Below are 23,808 nucleotides of genomic sequence, written 5' to 3' on the forward strand. Positions count from 1 at the left end.
CGCGGCATGACGCGACTCGTGCTGATCGATGGTTCCTCCTACCTGTATCGCGCGTTCCACGCGCTGCCGCCGCTGACCAATGCCGATGGCGAGCCCACCGGCGCGCTGTTCGGCGTGGTCAACATGCTGCGGGCGACGCTGAAGGAGCAGCCCGAGCACCTCGCCTTCGTGGTCGATGCGCCCGGCAAGACATTCCGCGACGACATCTACCCGCAGTACAAGGCCAACCGCCCGCCGATGCCCGACGACCTGCGCACGCAGGTGCAGCCGATGTGCGACGTGGTCGAGGCGCTGGGCATCCCGATCCTGCGCGTGCCCGGCGTCGAGGCCGACGACGTCATCGGCACCCTGGCGCTGGCGGCGGTAGGCCAGGGCATGGACGTCACCATCTCCACCGGCGACAAGGACTTCGCCCAGCTGGTGCGTCCGGGCGTGGCGCTGGTGAACACCATGAGCGGCACCCGCACCGATTCCGACGATGCGGTGTTCGCGAAGTTCGGCGTGCGGCCCGACCAGATCATCGACCTGCTGGCGCTGATGGGTGACAGCGTCGACAACATCCCGGGGGTCGAAAAATGCGGGCCGAAGACCGCGGCGAAGTGGCTGGCGGCCTACGACAGCCTCGACGGCGTGATCGCCTCGGCCGGGGAGATCAAGGGCAAGGTCGGCGACAACCTGCGCGCCGCGCTCGACCGGCTGCCGCTGAGCCGCACGCTTGCGACCATCCGCACCGATGTCGCGCTGGACGTGGGTCCGGCCGACCTCGCCCTGCGTGCGCCCGACGCCGACGTCCTGCGCACGCTGTACCAGCGCTACGGGTTCGTGCAGGCCCTGAAGGAGCTCGATGGTGGCAGCGCCAGCGGCGTGGTTCCGGCGCGCGCCTCGATGCCGCGCGCGGGCAGCGGCTTCGTCGCCCCGGCGCCGACGGCGGGCGATGCCGCGCTGGATCCGGCGCTGGCCGCGCCCGGCAGCCACGACCTGGTCCTGGACGTCGAATCACTCGAGGCCTGGATCACGCGCCTGCGCGACGCCGGGCTGTTCGCGCTCGACACCGAGACCGATTCGCTCGACGCGCTGCGCGCCAACCTGGTGGGCATGAGCTTCAGCTGCGAGCCGGGCCAGGCCGCCTACCTGCCACTGGCGCACGACTATCCCGGCGCGCCGGCGCAGCTCGACCGCGCCCGGGCGCTGGAGATGCTGCGCCCGTTGCTTGAAGACGCCGCGGTGCGCAAGGTCGGGCAGAACGGCAAGTACGACCTGCACGTCCTGCGCCGCCACGGCATCGACGTGGCCGGATACGCAGAGGACACGCTGCTGGAGAGCTTCGTGCTCGACGCCGGGCGTGCGCGCCACGACATGGATTCGATGGCCCGGCGCGAGCTGGGCTACCAGACCACCGCATACGCCGACGTGGCCGGGAAGGGTGCCAAGCAGATCCCGTTCTCCCAGGTCGCCCTCGACGACGCCACCGCCTATGCCGCCGAGGATGCCGACGTCACCCTGCGCCTGCACCGCGTGCTGTCGGCGCGGCTGGACGCCGAGCCCTCGCTGGCGGCCGTGTACCGCGACATCGAGATGCCGCTGGTGCAGGTGCTCGCGCGCGTGGAGGCCAACGGCGTGCTGCTCGACGCCGACGGACTGCGCGCCCAGGGCGCGGGGCTGGGGCGTCGCATGCTGGAGCTGCAGCAGCGCGCCACCGGGCTTGCCGGCCGCACGTTCAACCTCGATTCGCCCAAGCAGGTCTGCGCCCTGCTGTACGACGAGCTCAAACTGCCGATGCTGGTGAAGACGCCCAAGGGCCAGCCCTCGGCCAACGAGGAGGCGCTGGAGGCCATCGCCGACCTGCACGAGCTGCCGCGGGTGATCCTGGACTACCGCAGCCTGGCCAAGCTGCGCGGCACCTACACCGACAAGCTGCCGGAGATGGTCAACCCGGAGACCGGCCGCCTGCACACCAGCTACCAGCAGGCCGGCGCCGCCACCGGCCGCCTGGCGTCGAGCGACCCCAATCTGCAGAACATCCCGATCCGCACCGAGGACGGCCGCCGCATCCGCACCGCCTTCGTGGCGCCGCCGGGGCGGAAGATCGTGGCCTGCGACTACTCGCAGATCGAACTCCGGATCATGGCCCACATCTCGCAGGACGCCGGCCTGGTGGCGGCGTTCGAGGCCGGCGCCGACATCCACCGCGCCACCGCGGCGGAGGTCTTCGGCCGCGCGATCGACCAGGTCAGCGGCGACGAGCGCCGCGCCGCCAAGGCGATCAACTTCGGCCTGATGTACGGCATGGGCGCGTTCGGCCTGGCGCGCAACCTGGGCATCGGCCGCGCCGAGGCGCAGGACTACATCGCGCTGTATTTCTCGCGCTATCCGGGCGTGCGCGACTTCATGGAGCGCACCCGCGTGCAGGCGCGGGAGCAGGGCTACGTAGAAACCGTCTTCGGCCGCCGCCTGTACCTCGAATACATCAGCCGTGGCACCCAGCCGCAGCGCGCCGGCGCCGAGCGCGCTGCGATCAATGCGCCGATGCAGGGCACCGCCGCCGACATCATCAAGCGCGCGATGGTGTCGGTGGACGCCTGGCTCGCGCCGCACCGCGACCGCGCGCGGATGATCCTGCAGGTGCACGACGAACTGGTGTTCGAAGTCGACGCCGGGTTCGTCGAAACCCTGCTTTCCGAAGTGGTCGCGCGCATGACCGGCGCCGCCAGCCTGCGGGTGCCGCTGGTGGTCGACAGCGGGGTCGGCGACAACTGGGAACAGGCGCATTGACCCATTCAGGAGGCGGCCGGGGGCCGCTTCGGAGGCTGCCACGGAAGCACCGCCGACGCGTGCGCAGGCTGCCGGTAAACGCCCGCTGAATCCAACAAAAACTTAACCCCTGTCTTCACGAACCATCCATGTGCGGAGTGGTCATATAGCCCGTGACAGATGCAAGGTCTGTCGCAGATCACCTCCCCTCCCCTGGAGTTGATCGACCGGAACGAAGGCTTCTCCCCGAGCCCCGTTCTCCAGCCCCGCCGGCCCCCCCTGCCTGCGGGGCTTTTTATTGGTTCTTTTCCCAACTGCTCCGTTCTGGTCCGCGCCGCCCGTCCCGCGCACAGGGGGTGCGCTCCCCCGGCCTGTCCGCGGCCTGCTCCCAAGCCGGCCGCCGGCCATCCATGGCCGGCAGCAGGCATCGCACCACGGCGCCGCCAAGCGTCCGTGCGGGCCGTGCGGCGGCGTTCGCCTGGGTTAGCCTGTCGGGACCCATCGCATGCCGGAAGGGCGGACATGAGCGCGAACGAGCACCTGGCCCTGGTTGCCGACATCGGAGGCACCAACGCCCGCTTCGCCCTGTGCGACCCGGCGGCGGCCGTGCCGCGGCTGCTGCAGCCGCAGCGGCTGCGCAACGCCGGGTTCGCCAGCCTGCAGCACGCCGCGGAGCACTACCTGGCGCAGGTCGGGCTGCGCCCGCGGCGCGCGGCGATCGCGCTCGCCTGCCCGGTCGACGGCGACGAAATGCGCCTGACCAACCGCGCCTGGTCGTTCAACAGGCACGAGCTGCGCGAATCGCTCGGGCTCCGGGAGTTGCGCCTGGTCAACGATTTCGGCGCCATCGCACGCGCCGTCCCCGTGCTCGCAGCCGGGCAGCGCGCGTTCCTGCACGGGCCGGTGGACCCGCCCCTGCGCGGCCCGGTCAGCGTGTTGGGACCCGGCACCGGCTTTGGCGTGAGCCTGCTCGTGGAGCGCGCTGGCGGCGGCTGGCAGGTGGTGGAAACCGAGGGCGGGCACGTCGGATTCGCCCCGCTGGATGAGGAAGAGCGCGCGCTGGCCGACCGGGCGACGGCACGCCACGGTCGCGCGTCCTGGGAGCGGCTGCTGTCGGGAGCGGGACTGTCCGCGATCGACGCGGTGCTGCGCGAGCGTGCAGGTGGGCCGCCGGGCCCGCCGCGTGAGCCGGCCCAGGTCGTGGCCGCGGCGCTGGACGGCCATGACGCGGCCGCGCGCCGCGCGCTGGCCCGCTTCTGCGCCATCCTCGGCAGCGTCGCGGGCGACGTGGCCCTGCTGCACGGCGCGCGCACGGTGGTCATCGCCGGCGGGATCGTGCCGCGCTTCCTGCCTTTCCTCCGGAGCAGCGCGTTCCGCGAACGCTTCCTCGCCAAGGGACGCTTTGCCGCCTGGCTGGAGCCGGTGTCGGTCCAGGTCGTGACGCATCCCGATCCCGGGCTGCTGGGTGCAGCGGTGGCACTTCGCGACACGGACGCGGCGTGCGGCGGCGGAGTGGCGTCGGCGCACTGACGCAGCCTCCCTCCCGGGATGTGTCCGCGGCATCTTCACGACACGGCAGGCTGAATGATGGAATTCCCTTCGGAGCCATCGCCATGTCCGACCTGTTCGAACTCGCAATGCCGTGGTGGGAGTTCATCCTGCGCGCGGTGATCGTCTACTTCATCCTGCTGGCGATGCTGCGTCTGGCGGGCAAGCGTACCGTCGGCCAGTTCACGCCGTTCGACATGCTGGTGGTCGTGCTGCTCGGCACGGCGGTGCAGAACTCGCTGATCGGCGAGGATTTCTCGCTCCTGGGCGGCCTGATCCTTGCCATGACGCTGATCACCTGCAACTGGCTGGTCGGCTTCCTGACCGCGCGCAGTCCGCGCCTGGATCGGCTGGTGGAAGGCAGCCCGGTGCTGCTGGCGCGTGACGGCGAACTGTTCAAGCAGGCTTTGCGCAAGCAGAACCTGAACCAGCTGGACGTGGACGAAGCCGTGCGCGACAGCGGCCTGGACGGCCTTGCCGACGTCGGGCTGATGACCCTGGAGGTGGACGGCACCCTGACCATCGTTCCGCGCAAGGACGCCAAGGGCTGAGCCTCAGTCGAGCTCCGCCAGCCAGTCGCGCGGCCGCAGGTAGTCGGCCAGCCGTGCTTCGGCGCTCCCGGGCTCCGGCTGGTAGCCGTATTCCCAGCGCGCCAGCGGCGGCATGCTCATCAGGATCGATTCGCTGCGGCCGCCGGACTGCAGGCCGAAGTGGGTGCCGCGGTCCCAGACCAGGTTGAACTCGACGTAGCGGCCGCGGCGGTAGAGCTGGAACTCGCGCTCGCGCTCGTCGTACTGCATGGCGCGACGGCGTTCGACGATCGGCAGCCAGGCGTCGAGGAAGCCGTCGCCGACGGCGCGGGTATAGGCGAAGTCGCGCTCGAAGTCCCCGGCCAGGTCGTCGTAGAACAGGCCGCCGACGCCGCGGGTCTCATCGCGGTGCTTGAGGAAGAAGTACTCGTCGCACCACTTCTTGTGCGCGTCGTAGCGCGCCTGGCCACCGAAGGGCTCGCACAGCGCGCGCGCGGTGCGGTGCCAGTGCAGCACGTCCTCGTCGAAGGGGTAGAAGGGGGTGAGGTCGAAGCCGCCGCCGAACCACGACGCCACGGTCTCGCCGTCGCGTTCGGCGCGGAAATGGCGGACGTTGGCGTGGGTGGTGGGCAGGTAGGGATTGCGCGGGTGGAACACCAGCGAGACGCCGACCGCGCGCCAGGAGGCGCCGGTGAGCTGCGGCCGCGAGGCGGTCGCCGACGGTGGCAGGGCGCTGCCGGAGACGTCAGAAAAGCCGATGCCGGCCTGCTCGAACACCGCGCCCTCGCGCAGGATGCGGGTGCGTCCGCCACCGGACAGGCCGCCGGCAGCACTGTCGTCGGCGCGCGTCCAGGCGTCCTCGTGGAAGCGGGCGCCGCCGTCGGCGGCCTCGATGGCCGCACAGATGCGGTCCTGCAGGTCGGTGAGATAGCCGCGGACGGCGTCGAAATCGTTCATGCGGCAATTGTAAGGCGACCAACATCGCCCCGCAGGCAAGGACGAATTAGCTGGGGAATCATCGTCGGATCGGCCCGCCTCAGTCGCGGTTGATCGACTGGCGCATGATCTCCATCCACCGCTTCTGGTTGTTTTCGTTCGGCATGTCGATGCGCCATTCGGGATTGTCGATGTCGCGCACGCTCACGAACAGGCCGCTGTTCTTCCGGTTCTCGCGTTCGTTGCGCAGGTTGGCGCCTCCGGCCGCGATGGCCGTATATCCGGTGCCTCCAATGATCTCGCCACCGGATGCGAGATTGGTTTTCCATCCGCGGACAGCAGAGAACGGGTACGTCTGGATGGTGCTTCCGTTCTTCAATCGAACCGTCTCCTGGCCGGGATCGACGGCGATGCCGGTGTTGTCGGCGACATAGACGTACTGGGCTCCCTGGCCGAAGGCCTTGGCTGCAGTCGAGGTCTCGCTGCCGGAATCACCCTTGGTGCCGAACAGCAGATCCAGCAGGAAGCCGAATCCAACGAGCCAGCCAATCAAGGGGATCACGCCGCAAACCGCACCGAGGATCACCCAGCGCCCGACGGGCTTGTGCCTCCAACTGGCCAGCAGCCCGAATATGACCGCGCCAAAGCCGGCGCCAAGTGTGAGAGTAAAAAAGGCGGCAGTTGAGTCGTCCATGCTGTTTTCCTTGGATGTCCCACGGGTGACGGGGACGGTGTTGACACTGTTGATGATCTGGACCAGATCTTTGTCCAGCGGTCTCGTTCCGGTTGTCGCGGGCACGTACGGCTCAAAGCGACAAGTTCAAGGATTAGCGGCCTCGATGTCCGTCGGAGTCGAAGCCGGCGATCCACATGCGCCAGTCAAGAAACGAAGAGGTCATTCCGGTGTCTTCCAGGGTAATGAAGCCGGAAACCCACATCGCGTTGATCGCGGCGTCGAAGACCTTCTCGCCCATGTCCCTGTCGACGTCCACCATGAACAGCTTCCTCGGTGGGTTGGGCCCCGCTGTCCTTTTTGTTCCGGTCGTTTCAACGTACCCGAACAGCGGCTGCGCACTTTCGAAGCGCCTCAACTTCGCGCGGGTCAAGGCATCGCGCTTGTCGAAGCTGCTGGTCCTTCCCAGATCGTCCAGCTTGGTGAGCCGTGCGTTCAGGCAGGTCTGGAAACGTTCGGTTGTGGACTGTGTCGCGCTCGTCCAGATGCGGGCATCGATCGTCCAGCACGGAAGCGTCTCTCCGTACTCGACGAAGGTCAGCGCCACGCGGGGCCATGACAGCCTGCCCTGGATGGCGAGGTCGCGGTTCCCATGGGAGAAGACCCCTTCGAACGTGTTGGCCGCGCCGATAGGCGTGTAGATCGCCGTTCCGCCGCCTGCGTCGTTTGCGTCGTTTGCGTTGGGACGAGTCAGCGAGATGCCTGTTGCCTTCTTCAACCGATCACCAAGGCCCGCGAGTCCGGACCGCCTCGCGGGCCTGTTCTCCTGCGTGCTTGCTTCACTCTGCTGTTGTGCCTGGAGCTCGGCCACTTGTGCCTTGAGGCGTGCGTTTTCATCATTCAGTTCTGCGTTGCTCTGGGCGACGGCGGGAAGGGACGCCGTCATTGCGAGCGCCATCAGAAGTCGACAAGTCATGAGACGGTTCATACGGGTTTTCCTTGAAGTGTGCGGTGGTCAGAAGCCGAAATGCGCCGCTGCGCAGGTGGCTGCATCACCCTGGCAATCGTCGTCTGCCGGCACGTCTGCCGGCACGTCTGCCGGCACGCTGCCGTCGGGTCCATAGCTGGCAAGCACGCGGCCGGACTTGTCGGTGATCTGCACATGGGTGACCACCGCGTTGACCTTCTGGTCGTTCAGGTCCGCGGACTGGGCAAAGAAATGGACCTTCAGCTGCGGCCTGTCGTTGTAGCCGGTGCGCATGGACTCGATCCGGCGCGCGGCCGCTTCGTCCGCGACCGGGGCGAATGCAAGCTGGTTGTAATTGCTCCAGCCGATCTTGTAGCCGTAGTTGTCGTTGAAGTAGCGAGTCGTGCTGTCCGCGAACTCGCCGACAGCAAAGCCCTTGCGATCGAAGTCGTAGCTGCCCAGGTTCGCGTCGCTCACTTTCATCCAGCCGTAGGGGTTGGCCGCGGCCTGCGCGATCTGCTGATCCAGCTGCGGCCGGATTGCCTGCAGCAGGTCGTTCCTGCGGAAGGTGTCGCTCGTGCTGCGGTACTCCTTCGAGAACGGCTCGGCGAGCTTGGCGTAGTCCGGCGGCAGCTTCGAGGCGGCAACGTAATGGAACATGATCTGGTTGCCGCCTTCGAGTTGCGGGTACTCGGAAACCGGCTTGTTGGCGTCGGGTTGCGGCAGTGCGGCGGCCGCGCTTTCGACCTTGGCCTTGTCGGCGGCTGCGCCGAGCAAGCCGCTGGGCGCTGCAGCGTCGGCATTGGCGGCGGTGGTGTCGGCATTCCCGGCGTCCTTGCTGCAGGCGGACAGGGCCAGTGCCGAGGTGGCGATGAACACGAGCGTGGTTTTGCGCATGGAGGGATCTCCCTTTTGCGTGGATGTGTGGATTTCGTCGGTGAGGTGGAGTCAGGCGGCCGGCGGCAGCAGCACGCGCTTCAGGCCGACGCAGGCGACGAACAGCGCGGCCAACAGGCAGGCCCAGGCACCGAAGCCGGTGTCGATCATGTCGGCCATCTGGCTGGCCATCTGGCTGCTGATGTCGCCTCCGAAGGCGTCGCCCATGGCACGCGACGCCTTGCCCGCGGCGCCGATGATGTCGAACGCAGGCTTCAGCGTGGCGAGCAAGGGCAGCAGCAGGGCCAACCAGGCGAAGCGGCTGCGCCAGAAGACCGGCAGTGCGATCGACAGGATCGCCAGCCAGGGCCAGAACGCACCGCCGACCGAAGCACCCAGCGCCTCGGACAGCTCGCCCAGGCCGACGAGGCTGTAGCTCCGCCCGCCCATCCCGAACGGAGAGCTGACGGAAATGAAAGGCAGCCCCAGCGCGGACACAGCGAACACGCCGTAGGCGGCCAGCAGCGGAATGCCGAGCCTCTGGCGCCAGCCGGAGGCTGCGTTGCCGCCGGTGGTCGGGGCTGCGTCCCTGATCGACTGCAGGGCGGCGGCGCCGGACGAACCCAGCTTGCTGGCAAGTTGCCCGGCGCGCTCCTTGATCAGGACGTCTTCGGGCACCCGCGCGACGGATTCAAGATCGTCGCCGGCCAGGGCGATGTCGACCACCTGGTTCACGGTCGGCGCGATGTCGCTGCGCCAATGCCCGATCTCGAAGGGGAGCTGGCGGTTGTCGGCGGCGATCAAGCCGCGTCCGTCGCTGCCGTTGTAGTGGATGATCTTGCCTCGCATGCGGTGGCCCTCCCCCTGCGGCATCGGAATGGCCGCGTGGCCAGAACCGTGGCCCGGGAGGCGCAAACCTGTCCCCACGGCCTGCAAACGAAATTCAAACGAATCGCAAGCCCTTGTTTTCAAAGACAGGTCTTGCATTCGCCCCTGATTGCCCGCGAAGCTGCACCACAGCAACGGAGCCGGGGGGCGATGGAATGCAGGAGCAGGGGGATGCCGGCCAGCCGGTCAAGGCGTATTGCTGGAGTTTCGGCAACGCCGAGTTCGACGAGTCGCGCTGGCAGCTCAGGGTCGCGGACAACGCCGTCGAGCTGGAGCGCAAGCCGCTGGAGGTGCTGCAATATCTGTTGCGGCACGCCGGCGAAGCGGTGACCAAGGAAGAACTGCTGGGCGCGGTCTGGGCCGGGAGGATCGTGGTCGAGGCGGTGCTGACCAATGCGGTCGGCAAGCTGCGCAAGGCCTTGCGCGACGACGCGCAGGAGTTCGTCACGACCTTGCCGCGGGTTGGATACAGGCTGAGCGTGCCGGTGTCGCGCCGGGTGGTTGAGTTCCTGCCGGAGGCCAGTCGGCTCCAGGAGGGGGATGCGGTGCCGCGCAGGCCCAACTGGCGGCTGGAGGCGCCCCTGGCGCGAACGGAGGGCAACGAAGTCTGGCTGGCGCGGCACGCCAAGACTCGGGAGGAACGGGTATTCAAGTTCAGCCTTGCCGGCAAGGGCCTGGCGGGGCTGAAGCGCGAGGTGACGATCGCGCGCCTGCTGCGCGAGGCGCTGGGTAAGCGCGATGACTTTATCCGTGTACTGGACTGGGATTTCGAAGAGGCGCCGTATTTCGTCGAGTCCGAGTACGGCGGCACCAGTCTCGACCAGTGGCAGGGATTGCAGGAAGCCGCGCCGGCGGCGCGCGAGCGCAGGCTGGGGCTGTTCGTGTCTGCAACCGATGCCGTGGCAGCGGCGCATGGCATAGGTGTGCTGCACAAGGACATCAAACCGGCGAACCTGCTGGTGCAAGATGGGCCCGAGGGTACGAAACTGCGCGTGGCGGACTTCGGCAGCAGCCGGCTGTTCGATTCCTCCCGGCTCGACGAGTTGGGCATCACCCACCTCGGGTTGACCCGCACCCAGGCCATTTCCAGCGAGAGCGGCACGCCTCTGTACCTTGCGCCGGAGGTCGCCACCGGGCAGTCAGCGACCATCCGCAGCGACGTGTACGCGCTGGGCGTGACCCTGTATCAGTTGCTGGTCGGCGACTTCCGGCGTCCCATGGCACCCGGTTGGGAACGCGACATCGACGACCCGCTGCTGCGCGAGGACATTGCCGCGGCCGCGCACGGGAATCCGGAGCGTCGGCTGGATTCGGCCGCGGCTCTGGCCGACCGAGTCCGCAATCTGGCCGCGCGCCGGGAAAAGCGCGAACTGGAACTGGCGGTGCGCGCTCGCGTGGAAGAAGGCGAGAAGCGTCTGGCGCGCATGCGTGCGCGGAGGCCATGGATGATCGCGGCGATGGTAGCGTTGCTGGCCGGTACGACTGGCTCGCTGCTGCTGGCCCAGCGTGCGCACCGGGCTGAACAGCGTGCGCAGGAAGAGGCGGCGCGTGCGCAGGCCAGCCTCCGCACTCAGGCCATGCTCAATGACTTTCTCAGCGAGGACGTGATCGGCGCGGCAGCGCCGGATCGCAATAGCGGGCACCAGCCGACGGTTCTCGAAGCACTGGACAGCGCCGCGTCGGGTATCGGTGAACGGTTCAAAGACGATGCGGGTTCGGCAGGCACAATGCACCTGGTGCTTGCGGGTGCCTACCAGGCCGTAGCTCAGGTCGAGAAAGCGGAGGCGCAGTACGCGTTGGCCGCGACACATCTTGAGCAGGCGTTCGGCATCCATGACGCACGTGGAAGCGAGGCCCGCCTGGGGCGCAGCCACATGCTGCTGGAGCTGGGCCGATTCGACGAGGCGCGTGTGCAGCTCGACACGGCTGCCTCGCAGTTGGCCGGCATGGCCGACGCCACGGTGTCGCAGCGCTATCGCTTGGGACACACGCGGGCCTATCTCCACGAACGCCAAGCAGATTACAAGACGGCGGCAGCCGAGTATCGAAAGCTAGTCGAACTTGGCGAACAAGAGTCAGAGCTCGGTCGTGATCTACTGTTGAAATCGCGCGCCGAGCTCGGCTTCGCGCTGCTGGCCACGGGTGAGGCCGTCGAAGCCGAGCGCGAGCTGTCTGAGGCGCTGGCTGGGCTTGAACAGATCAACGGCAGGCTGCACTCACAGACCATCCAGGCGCGTCAGAACCTGGTGCAGGCCTTGATGCAGGTCGGCCGGCGGGTTGAAGCGCTCAAGCAGATCGACATGCTCGAGGCGGACCTGGTGCAGGTGCTGGGCACGAGCCACCCACAGCTTGGCAACGTCCATACCTTGCGCGCGATTTCGCTGGTGGCCGAGGAGCAGTTTGCCGAAGCCGCGGACGAGTATGGCAAGGCAAGCCGTCTGTTCGCCGAGACCCTCGGTGAAGATTCGCCATTCACTTTGAGCACGCTGCAGTATCGCGGCGAGGCGCTGCGCTGGGCGGGGCGCTCGGCCGATGCCGCACAGGCGCTGTCGGCGCGGCTTGCTGATGCTCATCGGGTATTCCAGGACCCCTCACCTGCCTTCGCCGAGTTCTCGATCATCTTGGCAATGGCCTATCTCGATCTCCATGATGAGGAGAGGGCGCACGCCCTGCTACAGGGTATCCACGCCGATGACGGCAAGATCGCCTTGGATGCGAACTCGCAGCGTCGTCCCTACCTGCGCCTGTTGGAGGGACGCATCAGCGAATTGCGGGGTGATCGGGGTACGGCGCTGGCCAAGTATCGAGACGCACTCGAAGCGCTGCCCAAGGACAGCGACTATTCCAGGGAGGTCCGTCTCCGCTTGTCGGCGGTGGAGGACGCAGGATAGATGGTCAGACGTAATCCGTCGCTTGGCCCAAGCAGGCGCTGGCGGCGGGCTGGTTACAGATGCCACTGCCGACAGCGGCAGGTCGCTCGAGCAGCCAGCCATTGCTACTTCAGCGCGCGCTCGAACAGCTCGTAAATCCGCCGGTATTCGTCGTACCAGGAGTCCGGATGCACGAAGCCGTGGCGTTCCATCGGATAGCTCGCCAGCTCCCACTTGTCCTTGCGCAGCTCGATCAGGCGCTGCGCCAGCATCACCGAGTCCCGGTAGAACACGTTGTCGTCGATCATGCCGTGGGCGATCAGCAGGTGGTCCTGCAGGCCCTCGGCGTACTCCATCGGCGATGACTTCGCGTAGGCCTCGGGATCGAGCTCCGGCGTGTTGAGGATGTTGGCGGTGTAGCCGTGGTTGTACTGCGACCAGTCGGTCACCGGGCGCAGCGCGGCGCCGGCCTTGAACACGCCCGGCTCGCGGAACAGGCCCATGAAGGTCAGGAAGCCGCCGTAGCTGCCGCCGTAGATGCCGACGCGATCGCGGTCGCCCTGGCGGCTTTCGACGATCCAGTCGATGCCGTCAAGGTAGTCCTCGAGCTCCGGATGCCCCATCTGCCGGTAAATCGCCGTGCGCCAGTCGCGGCCGTAGCCTTCGGATGCGCGGAAATCCAGGTCCAGCACGATGTAGCCCTGCTCGACCAGCAGGTTGTGGAACATCTGCTCGCGGAAATAGTTCGGGTAGCGGTCGCTGACGTTCTGCAGGTAGCCGGCGCCGTGCACGAACAGCACCACCGGGTACTCGCGGCCGGGCTCCATCGTCTCCGGGCCGTAGTACTTGCCCCAGATGGTGCCGGCGCCGTGCTTGGAGGGCACCTGCACGGTCTCGGGCTGGATCCATTCGCGCGCCTTGAACGCCGCGGTGCGGGTGTCGGTGAGCTGGCGCGCGGCACCGCCGGCGGCGTCGACCACCGACAGCTGCGGCGGCATGTAGCTGGTGGAGTGCCGCACCAGCACGCGGGCACCGTCGGGCGAGGCCACGAAGTCCTCGACGCCGTCGAGCGCGGTCAGCTCGCGCACCTCGCCGCCGCCGGTGCCGACGTGGCAGACCTCGTAGTCACCGGGGCGCGCGCGGTTGCACAGGAACAGGAAGCCCTGGCCATCGGCGGCCAGCACCGGCATCGAGGCCTCCCAGCGGCCGGAGGTCAGCGCGCGCGCGCGGCCGCCGGACGACAGGTACAGGTGCGACCAGCCGGATTCCTCGGAGAGGAACCACAGCGTGCGCGCGTCCGGCATCCAGCCGAACTCGTTGAAGCCCCAGTTGATCCAGGCGTCGTCGGTCAGCCGGTGCACCGGCTGCAGGGTCGCGGCCGACAGGTCGACCGTGGCCAGCCAGCGGTCCTTGTTGTCGACCGAATGCAGCATCAGCGCCAGGCCGCGGCCGTCGTCGCTCCAGCGTGCGCCGCCGGACACGTCGCCGCCCCAGCCTTCGATGCGCACGGCGCGGTTGCCCTCCAGCGCGTCCTTGCCGGCGGCCTTGCGCAGCGCGGCCAGCGGATCGGTGGTGATGCCCGGCAGCACGTCGGTCTCCAGCTCCCGCGCCTTGCCGTCGGCCACCGACACCAGCCAGAACGACTGCGGCGCCGGGTCGTTGCGGCCCACGCGGGTGCGCACGTCCTCGAACTCTTCGTAGCCGGACTCGGTGACGTACTTCGGCATCTTGCCGTCCTGGCCCTGGTCGGCGCCCTTGGCCTGGGTGACCGCGAACAGCCAGCGGCCGTCGGGCGACAGCGCGCTGCCCTGGATCTCGACGTCCTTGCCCAGGTAGGCCGCGGCCGGGGCGCGGGACGGGTCGGCGCTGCGCCAGGCCTCGGCCTGGGTGCGCATCTCCTCGCGGCGCTCGCGCTCGGTGCGCAATGTTTCGATGTAGCGGAGCTGGCGTTCGCGCAGGGCGTCGGCCTTTGGTGGCGTGCCGGGCGCGTCCTCGGCGCGGAGGCTGGCAGCCTGGCCGACGCCGGTGGCGGCGGTCCAGCGGAACCAGTCGTTGCCGCTGCGCCAGGACAACGAGCCGTCGCGGCCCCACTGCAGCTGGGATTCGCCGCCTTCGGTGCGGGTCAGCTGGGTCAGCGCGCCACCGCGCAGGTCGCGCACGAAGACATCGCCGTTGCGCAGGAAGGCCATGCGCGCGCGGCTGGCGTCGTACAGCGGATCGGCGGCGTCGATGCCGGCGCGCGCCGCGCCGTCCATCGGCACCACCGCGCCGCCGGTGACCGGCTGCGCGAAGGTGTCGCGCACGTTGCTGCCCTTGCGCTTGGCCACGTAGTACGCGGTGCCGCCGTCCCAGGACCACCACGCCCGCTCCACCGGTGGACCGATCCAGTCCGGGTCGGCCATGACCTGGTGCAGGTCGAGCGCCTGCCCGGGCTGGGCTGAAACCGTGGACGCCGGCGCGATGGCCAGCAGCAGGGAAAGCGGCAGGAGTGCGAGAACGGAGCGGTGGCGCATGGTGCGGGGATCCCCGGGAACAGTCGACGCGCCAGCGTATCAGCGCGCGCGCGCCGCGACTCTGGGCCGGTCGTCATGGCCCGGTGCCTGCACGCCGCAGCGGCAGGCGATTTCACGTCGTTTGGACACGACACGCGACGTTCGCGCGCAGAATGCAGGCTCGCGGCGCCCGGTCACGCTGCGGAGAACGGCGTGGACGCCCTGCTGCTGTCGCGGATCCAGTTCGGCTTCGTGATCTCCTTCCACATCCTGTTCCCGGCCTTCACCATCGGCCTGGCGCACTGGCTGGCCTTCCTGGAATGGCGCTGGCTGCGCACCCGCGACGCGATGTGGCGCGACCTCTACTTCTTCTGGCTCAGGATCTTCGCGATCTCCTTCGGCATGGGCGTGGTGTCGGGGATCGTGATGAGCTTCCAGTTCGGCACCAACTGGGCGGTGCTGTCCGAACGCGCCGGTGCCATCCTCGGCCCGCTGCTGGCCTACGAGGTGCTGACCGCGTTCTTCCTCGAGGCCAGCTTCCTGGGCGTGATGCTGTTCGGCTGGAAGCGGGTGTCGCCGAAGCTGCACTTCTTCGCGACCTGCATGGTCGCGCTGGGCACGCTGTTCTCGACGTTCTGGATCCTGGCCGCCAACAGCTGGATGCAGACGCCGCAGGGGCACGAGATCGTCGACGGCATGTTCCAGCCGCTGGACTGGTGGGCGATCATCTTCAATCCCTCCTTCCCCTACCGGCTGGCGCACATGGTGCTGGCCGCGTTCATCACCACCTGCATGGTGATCGGCGGGGTCAGCGCCTGGCACCTGCGCCGCGGCGTCCACGTCGACGCGGGGCGGCGGACGTTGAAGCTCGCGGTCGCCTTCGCCGCGATCGCGCTGCCGCTGCAGGTGCTGGTGGGCGACCTGCACGGGCTCAACGTCGGCAAGCACCAGCCGGTGAAGCTGGCGGCGATGGAAGGCCACTGGGAGCATGGCGAACCCGGCGCCGGCGTGCCGCTGGTCCTGTTCGCATGGCCGGACGCCGCCGCCGAGCGCAACCGCTACGAAGTCGCGGTCCCGCGCCTGGGCAGCCTGCTGCTGACCCACAGCTGGGACGGCGAGATCGAGCCCCTGACCGCGGTCCCGGCCAGCGAGCGCCCGCCGGTGGCGCCGGTGTTCTGGGGCTTCCGGATCATGGTCGGGCTGGGGGTCGCGATGCTGCTGTTGGCGCTGGCTTCGGCCTGGGCCTGGTGGCGGGGCTGGTTGTTCGAGTCGAAATGGCTGCTCAACGGCTGGCGGCTGCTGAGCCCGGCCGGGTTCATCGCGCTGCTGGCGGGCTGGTACGTGGTCGAGATCGGGCGCCAGCCCTGGGTGGTCTACGGCCTGCTGCGCACCAGCGAGGCGCTGAGCCCCAACATCACCGCCGCCGCGGTGCTGTCATCGCTCATCACCTATGCCGTGGCCTACGCGGTGATCTTCGGCGCCGGCATCCGCTACCTGCTGGGCCTGGTGCGCAAGGGTCCGCAGCCGTTCGAGGACGCGCCCGACACCGAGGGCGGCGAAAAGACCCCGGCACGCCCGCTGTCGGTCGGCGACCGCGACGACGCACGCACGGAGGGCACGTGATGGAGACCGCGACCTGGCTGCCGGTGGCCTGGTACTTCGTGATCGGCTTCGGCGTGCTGATGTACGTGCTGCTGGACGGTTTCGTGCTGGGCCTGGGCATCCTCGCGCCCTTCGCCGAGGACGGCGACCAGCTCGACAACATGATGAACACCGCCGCGCCGATCTGGGACGGCAACGAGACCTGGCTGGTCCTTGGCGGCACGGCGCTCTTGGCCGCGTTCCCGAAGGCGTACGCGATCCTGTTGTCGGCGCTCTACCTGCCGGTGCTGGTGATGCTGATCGCGCTGATCTTCCGCGGCGTGGCCTTCGAGTTCCGCTTCAAGGCGCGGCGCGCCAGGCGCTTCTGGGGCGGCGCGTTCGCGCTGGGTTCGATGGTGGCGGCGTTCGCGCAAGGGCTGATCCTCGGCGCGCTGGTCGAGGGCATGCCGCTGGAAGAGGGCAAGTACCTGGGCGGCGCCTTCGACTGGTTCAGCCCGTTCTCGATGCTGACCGGGGCCGCGGTGCTGTTCGGCTACGCCCTGCTCGGCGCCTGTTGGCTGATCCTCAAGACCGAGGGCCCGCTGCAGCGGGTGGCGCGCAACCTCACTCGCCCGCTGGTGCTGGTGGTGGTGGTGTTCATGGGCCTGGTCAGCGCCTGGCTGCCGTTCCTGGATTCGCAGGTCATGGCGCGCTGGTTCGAGGGCGGCAACTTCTGGTGGCTGGCGCCGGTGCCGCTGCTGGCGCTGGCGAACGCCTTCCTGCTGTGGCGCGCGGTGATGCGCGAGGGCCGGGACGTGGCGCCGTTCCTGCTGACGCTGAGCTTCTTCGTGCTCGGCTTCATCGGCCTGGTGATCGGCATCTGGCCCAACATCATCCCGCCCTCGCTGAGCATCTGGGACGCGGCCTCGCCGCCGTCGACCCAGGCCTTCACCCTGGTCGGGCTGGTCGCGCTGCTGCCGATCATCCTCGGCTACACGGCGTGGTCGTATTCGGTGTTCCGCGGCAAGGTGCAGGCCGACGCCGGCTACCACTGACGCGCCTTGCTTTATGCTTCCCGGTGCGCGCGTGCGCCCGCCGCCGGACCAGCAGATGCAAGCCTTCGTCTACAAGAGCCTGAAAAAGGCCGATACCTACATTTACCTCGCCGGCCGCGATGATTTCGGCCGCATCGCCGATCCGGTCCGCGCCGAGCTCGGCGAACTGCGCTTCGTGCTCGAGGTCGCGCTCGATCCCGGCCGCCGGCTGGCCCGCGAAGACGCCGACGTGGTGCGCGCCAACCTGGTGGCCCGCGGCTTCCACCTGCAGATGCCGCCGCGCGCGGACGTCGATCCCCTGACCGACGACTGGGGCACCGATGCCTGAGGGTGCGCCCCTGAAGCACGGGCTGCTGCTTGCCGCCGGCGTGGTGTTCGCACTGCTGGCCGGCGTGCCCGAAGCTCCCGTTGCAGCCGCCGCCGCCTGGCTGGCGCAGCCGGTACTGGCGCTTGGCCTGCGCGGCCTCCGTGGCGGCAGCCTGCCGGCCGGCGCCGGGCTTCGCCGCGACCTGCTGGCGCTGGCCCTGCTGTGGGCGCTGGCCATGGCGAGCACGGCGCTGCTGGTGGGTTGGCCGCTGTCGGCCCTGCTCGCAAGCGGCGGCGCATCGCTGGGCGCCGCGGTTGCCCTCAGTGCGACGGCGGGCCTGGGCGTGATCGCGCTGTGGCGGCTGTGGCCGCTGTGGCATCTGGTCGAGGGCGAAGGGGGCCGCGGGCTTGCGGGCCACTGGCATGCCCTGGATGGACACGATGGTTCCAGCTGGCGCGGCCTCGGCGCCGCGCTGGCGATCGCGGCGGTCCTGGCGCTGGGGCTGGCACTTGCCTGGCCGGGGCTGGTGGCCGGTGGCCTGCGCTGGCCGCTGGCTGCGCTGGCCGCGCTGGCCTGGCCGCTGCTGCACCTGGCCCTGTTGCGCACGCCGCTGCCGGTGGCGGAGCTTGAAGTGCTCGAGATGCCGGAGCCGACGAGCGCCGCGGAGGTCGACGACGCCGATGCCGATCCCGCCGTCGCCCTTTACGCTGCCGCCCGCAGCGGCCGCGTCGAGCGCGCGCTGGCCCTGCTCGGCGACGGCGCCGATCCACGTGCGCTTCCCGACCCCGAAGGCCGCGACCAGCGAGCGCTGCCGGTGCTTGCAGCGGTGCTGCCCGACCTGCGCCTGCTGCGGGCCCTGATCACGGCCGGTGTCGACCTCAATCACGCCCACGCCGGTCTGACGCCACTGCTGGCGGCCACGCGTGACAGCTGGCACGGCCGCCCTGAGGCGGTCATGACCCTGCTGGCCAACGGCGCCGACCCGCGCGCCGCCGACCGCGATGGCAATACTCCGCTGCACCACGCCGCGCGCAGCTCCGATCCAGGCGTCGCCGCCCTGCTGCATGACGCCGCCGCCGAGGTCGACGCACGCAACATCGAAGGAGTGACCCCGCTCGGAATCGCCTGCGGCTGCGGCAACTGGCGAATCGCGCGCTTCCTGCTGGAGCGGGGCGCGCGCACGGAGCCCGAAGGCGGGTCGCCGCCCCTGCTGGCCGCGGCCGGCGGCGAGGACGACGACGTCGCGGGCGTCGCGCTGCTGCTCAAGCACAAGGCGAAGCTGGATGCCCGCGATGCGCACGGTCGCAGCGCCCTGCACGAAGCGGCGCTTGCCGGCCACGTCGAAACCATGGCCGCGCTGATCGAAGCCCGTGCCGACGCCGATGCCCGCGACCGGCACGGCAGGAGCCCGCTGCACGAGGCCGCCGTGGGCGGCCACGCCGCCGCGCTGGACCTGCTTGCCGACCGCGCCGACCTGCATGCGGTCGATGGCGAAGGTCGGAACGCCCTGCATCTGGCCTGCCTGGGCGGGACCGGCACCGCGGCGCTGGCCTCGCGCCTGCTGGAGCTCGGGGTCGACGCCGGGCTCGTCGACGGTACGGGCAAGCGCCCCGTCGACCACGCCGCGGCCGGCGGGCGCTGGGCCATGGTGGCCGCGCTCGATCCCGAACACCCGCTGCCAGCCAGCGTGCTCGGCGACGACAGCGAGCTGCCGGCCGACCGGGCGCCACTGGAGGTGCTCCGCGAACAGCTGGGCGAAGGCCGCTTCGAGGGCCTAGAGCCGCTGGCCCAGCTGGTATCGCCGGCCGAACTCGGCGGCCTGCTGGTGGACGGCGACGTGGTGCCGGCGCCGGCGCGGATCGACTGGCTGCTGCTCAACGGCGCCGATCCCGACGCCCGCGAAGAAGCTGGCGACACCGCCCTGATGCAGCTGCTCGGCCGGGGGACCAAGGCCCTTGCAGCCACCCAGGCCCTGCTGCGTGGCGGCGCGTCCCCGGCCGGCGCCGGCGGCCTTGCGCGTTTCCTCGAGGCCTGCGTGCGCGAGGACCAGGCCGGTCGCGGCCTGGAACAGTTCGCGATGGAACTCATTGAACGTGGTGCCGACGTGTTCGCGCCTTCGCCATCCGGCGAACCCGCGGCGGCGCTGGCCGTGCGCCTGGGCTGGATGCGCCTGCTTGAACGCCTGGTCGCCGACGGCGTCGACCTCGACCACCGCGACGGCCACGGCATGACCGCCCTGCACCTGGCCGCGGCCCTCGCCCGCGAGCCCGCGCTCAAGCTGCTGGTCCAGGGCGGCGCCTCGCCGGACGTGCGCGCCGCAGATGGCCAGACCCCGCTCGGCGTGGCGCTTTCAGCGGGGCGCCGCGATCTTGCCGAGTGGCTCGACTGGCGCGGGTGGGCGCTGCCGCGGCGCCCGCTGCAGGCCAGCGACCTGCCGGCCGCGGCCATGGTTGGCGACAGCGACGCCGTGCGCCGCCTGCTCGACCTCGGCTTCCCGATCGATGCCGCCGACGACAAGGGTTGCACCGCACTGCTGCGCGCGGCCGGTGGCGGACACGCCGGAACCCTGGAGCTGCTGCTCGAGCGCGGGGCCGATCCGCAGCGCGCCGCGCACACCGGCGCCACGCCGCTCTCGGCCGCGGTCAGCATGCGCCACGTCGCGATCGTCGACCGCCTGCTTGTGGCCAAGGCCGCGTTGGAACATCGCCTGCCCGGCGACGTGACCGTGCTGATGCTGGCCGCGGCGCTCGGCATGCCCGATGTCTGCGCGCGCCTGCTCACCGCCGGCGCCAACATCCAGGCCGCCGACGCCCAGGGCCTGACGCCGCTGCACTGCGCCGCGCTCTACGGCTTCACCGCGCGCGACCGCCCGCGCCTGCTCGCCCTGTTCGACACCCTGCTGCTGGCCGGCGCAGAGCCCGACGCCGTCGCCGCCGGCGGGGTCACTCCGCTGCTGCTGCTGCTCGGCGCGCGCGCCGAGCCCGGCACTGCCTGCGACGAGGACGTGGTGCTGTCGGCCGTCGATCGCCTGCTCGACGAGGACACCCGCCTGGATGCGCAGGACCCGCGCGGCTTCGGTCCGCTGCACCTGGCCGCGCTACACGGCCTGCTGCGCCTGGCTCGCCACCTGCTGCGAGCCGGCTGCGATCCCGACCTGCGCGACGCCCTCAACCGGACCCCGCGCGAAGTCGCGGTGATGCGTGGCTTCATCGATGTCGCCGCCGAGTTCGCCCCGGCACAGGCCGGAGTGTCGATGGCCCGGTTCCTGCGCGACCGCAGCTGAGCCCCCGCCTCAGCTTCCCGGTTCGAGCGCCGAACGCAGTCGCAGTCCGGTCCCCGCCAGCATGGGCCGGCCGGGGATGCCCGCCATGCGGGCGTTGCCGTCGTCCTCGAGTGTCCAGGAAGGCCGGGTCTGCTCGCCTGGAACGTGCACGGTCCACTGGCCGTAGCCGGTCGGCTCGCCGAGGACGAACTCCACGGGAATGCGCATCACGTAGTCCGGTTTGCCGGCATGCGGCCCGGTGCTTGGGGGATGGAAGGTCCAGGTGCGGGCCTTGTCGGCGGCCGCCTCCGCCAGGCGCGAGCGGACGTGCGCCGCTTCCCTGGGCCGGGCCAGCACGGTGAGATTCACCTGTTCGACGTGCGTGTCCACCACCTGGCCGGAGGCATCCACGCGCAGTATCAGGTACACGATGCCGCTGGCGCCGGCGCGCAACATGTCGGTCGGGTAGCGCGGCGGTTGCATGATGGCCTTTTGCAGCCGCGCCTCTTCGGGCAGCTCGTCCTCGATCGAAGCCCCGGTGATCGAAATGCCGTACTGGTCGTCATCGATGCGGCGGGCCACCAGGCGCACCGAGAAGGGCGTCGATGAGGCCACCGGAATGCCGTCCACGGTCGCGGGATGGACGGTCCAGTGCGGCGCGTGCCGCATGACGTGCTGCAGCGCGAGCGGATCGACCTGTTCGCTGTCCTGGATCGAAAATCCGGTCACCGAGCCGTCTGCCGCCACGTCGATGCGCCCCTTGAGCAACATCGAGCCTTCCAGCTGCTTCATCAGTCCGCTGCGGGTCTGTGCCGGCGCCGGTCCGGCCAGCGCGAGCAGCAGAACCATCAATCCGCCGGCCAGGCGGCGCGTCCATTTGCCTTCCATGCGGTCTCTCCCTTTCCCCGATGTCCAGGCCGCGGAGCTTGCCACAATCGCCCGCGTTCAGTCCGCGGGCGAAAGCACCCAGGCCTGGCTGTCGATGCCGCTGCAGGTCGAGGCCTGCACCTTGCGGCGCATCGTGCGCGAGTGGTCCAGGCACAAGCCGTTCACGCGCAGCTCGCTGGCCGGCGTGGACGTGAAGCGCTGGTTGGCCTGGCCGCTGCAGGCCTGGAGCTGCACCGCGGCGCCATGCCGCGTCCCGGCCACCGTCGCGCAGCGGTCCGACGCCGGGTTGTACAGCGAACCGTCGCCTCGCAGCACCCAGCTCTGCCCGTCCGCGCCGGTGCAGGGCCATGCCGACAGGCCCGCCCCGGACACGGGGAAAGCAGGGTGCAGGCACTGCCCCGACAGTGTCGAGACCCTGGATGCGACCGTGTCGCCGGTGCCGACGATGCGGTACAGCGTGCCGGTCAGGCTGGCCAGGTACAGCTCGCCGTCGACGTCTTCGCCGAACGCGACCGGCTGGCTGATCATGCCGGCGGGGATCGGGTCTTCGACCCGCGGCTGGCCGTTGTCGAAGGTGATCGTGCGCACCGCGGTGTTGCAGTAGTCGGTGAAGAAGTAGCGCCCCGCCAGCGAGGGGTGGGACGATCCCCGGTAGACGCGGCCGCCGGTGATCGAGCAGTTGCCACCCGAATGGCTGGTCGTCACCAGCGGCTCCAAGTACGCGCCGCTGCAGCCGGAGGTGTTGTAGGGCTGGTCGCCCTCGTAGCAGCGCCAGCCAAGGTTCAGCCCGCCGCCGGTGCCCGCGGCGATGAAGTTGATCTCCTCGTACGCGTTCTGGCCGACGTCCGCGATCCAGAGGTCGCCGGTGAGCGAGTCGAAGGCGATGCGCCATGGGTTGCGCAGGCCCAGCGCGTAGACCTCGTCACAGCCGGCTCCGCCGTCACCGTCGGTATAGGCGTTGTCGGGCGGGATGCCGTAGTGGTCGCCAGTGGCCAGGCTGCAGTCAGGCGCGGTGCCGCCGCCGGCCCCGTCCACGTCGATGCGCAGCAGCTTGCCCAGCAGGCGGTTCGGGTTCTGGGAGTTGTTGTGGGGGTCGCCACCGCTGCCGCCGTCGCCCGAGGCGATGTAGAGGTAGCCGTCCGGGCCGAACTGGATGTCACCGCCGTTGTGGTTGCTGTACGGCTGCTCGAACTCCATCAGCACCAGCTCGGAAGCGGGGTCGGCCACGTCGGGATTGCCGCCGACGGTGAAGCGCGAGATGCGGGTGCGGTCCAGGCCGCTGCCCGGCGGGTCCCAGGTGTAGTTGACGTAAAAGTGGCCATTGCTCGCGTAGTCCGGATGGAAGGCCAGGCCGAGCAGGCCCTGCTCGTTGCCCGAGTCGTCCACGCGCGCGGTGATGTCGAGGAAGGGCACGGGCAGCACCACGCCGCTGTCGATCACGCGGATGCGGCCCGGCTGTTCGGCCACGAACAGCCGGGCGTCGCCGGCGTGGGTGATCACTACCGGCTGGCCGAGCCCGCTCACGAAGGGCTCCAGCACGGCGTCGGCCTCTGGCGGCGGCAGCGGCGGTGGCGGTTCGGAATCCCCGTTCTGCACGTTGACGGTCAGCTGGCGGGTGCCGATGCCGTCGCCGAGCAGGTCGAGTTGGCCATTGCTGGAGTTGCCGGCGGCGTACAGGGTCACCGGCCCGTTCCAGGCCGGCGCCTGCCAGCGGAAGCTGAAGCTGGTGCTGCCGTTGGCAAAGGCCTTGGGCTGCGTGTGCGAAATCTCGCCGCCGATCACATGCACGTCCTTGCCGGTCGCGCTGAAGCTCCCGGCGTCGCCCGATGCGGACACGCCAAGGCCGCCGGTGCCGCCGGGACCACCGCTGATGGTCACGGTGTAATCGGCGATCGTGCCGGCATCCAGGACCTGCGGGCCGCTGATGGTGACCGTGGGCGTCGCTGCGCCGGGCGCATGGCAGGCGGTGCAGGTGGATCCGCCGTTGGTACCGGGGTTACCCGAGAAGCCGTCGCGCCCGAAGCGACTGGCGTCGGCGCTGCCCCAGGCGAACAGGATGACGATGGCGGCACACGCGCGGATCCTGCTCTTGCCCATTGAACTCACCGATTCAGCCCCGAAGCCGCCGAGTATTGCGCATCGATGGATCGCGCGTCAGCCCGGGCCGACCCCACGGCCTGCGCT

16 protein-coding genes are annotated in these 23,808 nt (G+C 69.7%); 8 read left to right on the plus strand and 8 right to left on the minus strand.

The annotated features are described in order from the left end of the window. Positions 1-6: 6 nt before the first annotated feature. From polA to ACW7GZ_RS08730, 3 genes are all read left to right on the plus strand, one after another. Complete coding sequence (gene polA / locus ACW7GZ_RS08720; RefSeq protein WP_457004362.1) at positions 7-2,772, plus strand: DNA polymerase I; 2,766 nt, start codon at positions 7-9, stop codon at positions 2,770-2,772. A 501-nt stretch (positions 2,773-3,273) separates the two neighbouring features. Continuing rightward, positions 3,274-4,281 (plus strand): glucokinase, encoded by a 1,008-nt coding sequence (gene glk / locus ACW7GZ_RS08725; RefSeq protein WP_457008824.1) that lies wholly within the window; start codon positions 3,274-3,276, stop codon positions 4,279-4,281. Between the two features lie 83 nt (positions 4,282-4,364). Then, entirely contained in the window at positions 4,365-4,850 is a 486-nt protein-coding gene (locus ACW7GZ_RS08730) for a DUF421 domain-containing protein (protein WP_457004366.1), read from the plus strand. Between the two features lie 3 nt (positions 4,851-4,853). Here the strand turns inward: ACW7GZ_RS08730 and hemF are convergent, their stop codons facing one another. From hemF to ACW7GZ_RS08755, 5 genes are all read right to left on the minus strand, one after another. Beyond that, a complete protein-coding gene (hemF, locus tag ACW7GZ_RS08735) occupies positions 4,854-5,786 on the minus strand; it encodes an oxygen-dependent coproporphyrinogen oxidase (RefSeq protein WP_457008826.1) in 933 nt (310 codons plus the stop codon). 79 nt (positions 5,787-5,865) lie between these two features. Next, entirely contained in the window at positions 5,866-6,564 is a 699-nt protein-coding gene (locus ACW7GZ_RS08740; protein WP_457008827.1) for a DUF4755 domain-containing protein, read from the minus strand. A 28-nt stretch (positions 6,565-6,592) separates the two neighbouring features. Continuing rightward, positions 6,593-7,426 (minus strand): hypothetical protein, encoded by an 834-nt coding sequence (locus tag ACW7GZ_RS08745; RefSeq protein WP_457008829.1) that lies wholly within the window; start codon positions 7,424-7,426, stop codon positions 6,593-6,595. Between the two features lie 27 nt (positions 7,427-7,453). Further along, a complete protein-coding gene (locus ACW7GZ_RS08750) occupies positions 7,454-8,302 on the minus strand; it encodes a hypothetical protein (RefSeq protein WP_457008831.1) in 849 nt (282 codons plus the stop codon). 51 nt (positions 8,303-8,353) lie between these two features. Continuing rightward, entirely contained in the window at positions 8,354-9,130 is a 777-nt protein-coding gene (locus ACW7GZ_RS08755; RefSeq protein ID WP_457004375.1) for a hypothetical protein, read from the minus strand. Between the two features lie 194 nt (positions 9,131-9,324). On the opposite strand from ACW7GZ_RS08755, the gene ACW7GZ_RS08760 reads away from it, so the two are divergent. Next, the gene (locus ACW7GZ_RS08760; protein WP_457004377.1) at positions 9,325-12,060 is read left to right on the plus strand and encodes a protein kinase domain-containing protein; all 2,736 of its coding nucleotides are present in this window, start codon (positions 9,325-9,327) and stop codon (positions 12,058-12,060) included. Between the two features lie 104 nt (positions 12,061-12,164). Here ACW7GZ_RS08760 and ACW7GZ_RS08765 read toward each other — a convergent pair whose 3' ends face one another. Then, on the minus strand, positions 12,165-14,552 hold the full coding sequence (locus tag ACW7GZ_RS08765) for a prolyl oligopeptidase family serine peptidase (protein WP_457004379.1): 2,388 nt from the start codon (positions 14,550-14,552) through the stop codon (positions 12,165-12,167). Between the two features lie 192 nt (positions 14,553-14,744). Between ACW7GZ_RS08765 and ACW7GZ_RS08770 the strand changes: the two genes are divergently transcribed. From ACW7GZ_RS08770 to ACW7GZ_RS08785, 4 genes are read left to right on the plus strand one after another with little or no spacing between them, the layout of a single operon-like run. After that, positions 14,745-16,154: a cytochrome ubiquinol oxidase subunit I gene (locus ACW7GZ_RS08770; protein ID WP_457004381.1), complete on the plus strand. Its 1,410-nt coding sequence runs from the start codon at positions 14,745-14,747 to the stop codon at positions 16,152-16,154. Beyond that, on the plus strand, positions 16,154-17,167 hold the full coding sequence (gene cydB, locus ACW7GZ_RS08775) for a cytochrome d ubiquinol oxidase subunit II (protein WP_457008833.1): 1,014 nt from the start codon (positions 16,154-16,156) through the stop codon (positions 17,165-17,167). Before ACW7GZ_RS08770 ends, cydB begins: the two co-directional genes overlap by 1 nt. 55 nt (positions 17,168-17,222) lie before the next feature. Beyond that, positions 17,223-17,495 carry a YcgL domain-containing protein gene (locus tag ACW7GZ_RS08780; RefSeq protein ID WP_457004385.1) on the plus strand — a complete coding sequence of 91 codons (273 nt, stop codon included), beginning with the start codon at positions 17,223-17,225 and terminating at the stop codon, positions 17,493-17,495. After that, entirely contained in the window at positions 17,488-20,757 is a 3,270-nt protein-coding gene (locus ACW7GZ_RS08785; protein ID WP_457008835.1) for an ankyrin repeat domain-containing protein, read from the plus strand. Before ACW7GZ_RS08780 ends, ACW7GZ_RS08785 begins: the two co-directional genes overlap by 8 nt. Positions 20,758-20,766: 9 nt before the next feature. Here the strand turns inward: ACW7GZ_RS08785 and ACW7GZ_RS08790 are convergent, their stop codons facing one another. Both ACW7GZ_RS08790 and ACW7GZ_RS08795 read right to left on the minus strand, forming a co-directional pair. Beyond that, entirely contained in the window at positions 20,767-21,624 is an 858-nt protein-coding gene (locus ACW7GZ_RS08790) for an energy transducer TonB (RefSeq protein ID WP_457004389.1), read from the minus strand. Positions 21,625-21,681: 57 nt separating this feature from the next. Next, positions 21,682-23,721 carry a choice-of-anchor V domain-containing protein gene (locus tag ACW7GZ_RS08795; RefSeq protein ID WP_457008837.1) on the minus strand — a complete coding sequence of 680 codons (2,040 nt, stop codon included), beginning with the start codon at positions 23,719-23,721 and terminating at the stop codon, positions 21,682-21,684. Positions 23,722-23,808 lie beyond the last annotated feature (87 nt).

The sequence above is a fragment of the Luteimonas sp. A537 genome (assembly GCF_054052065.1).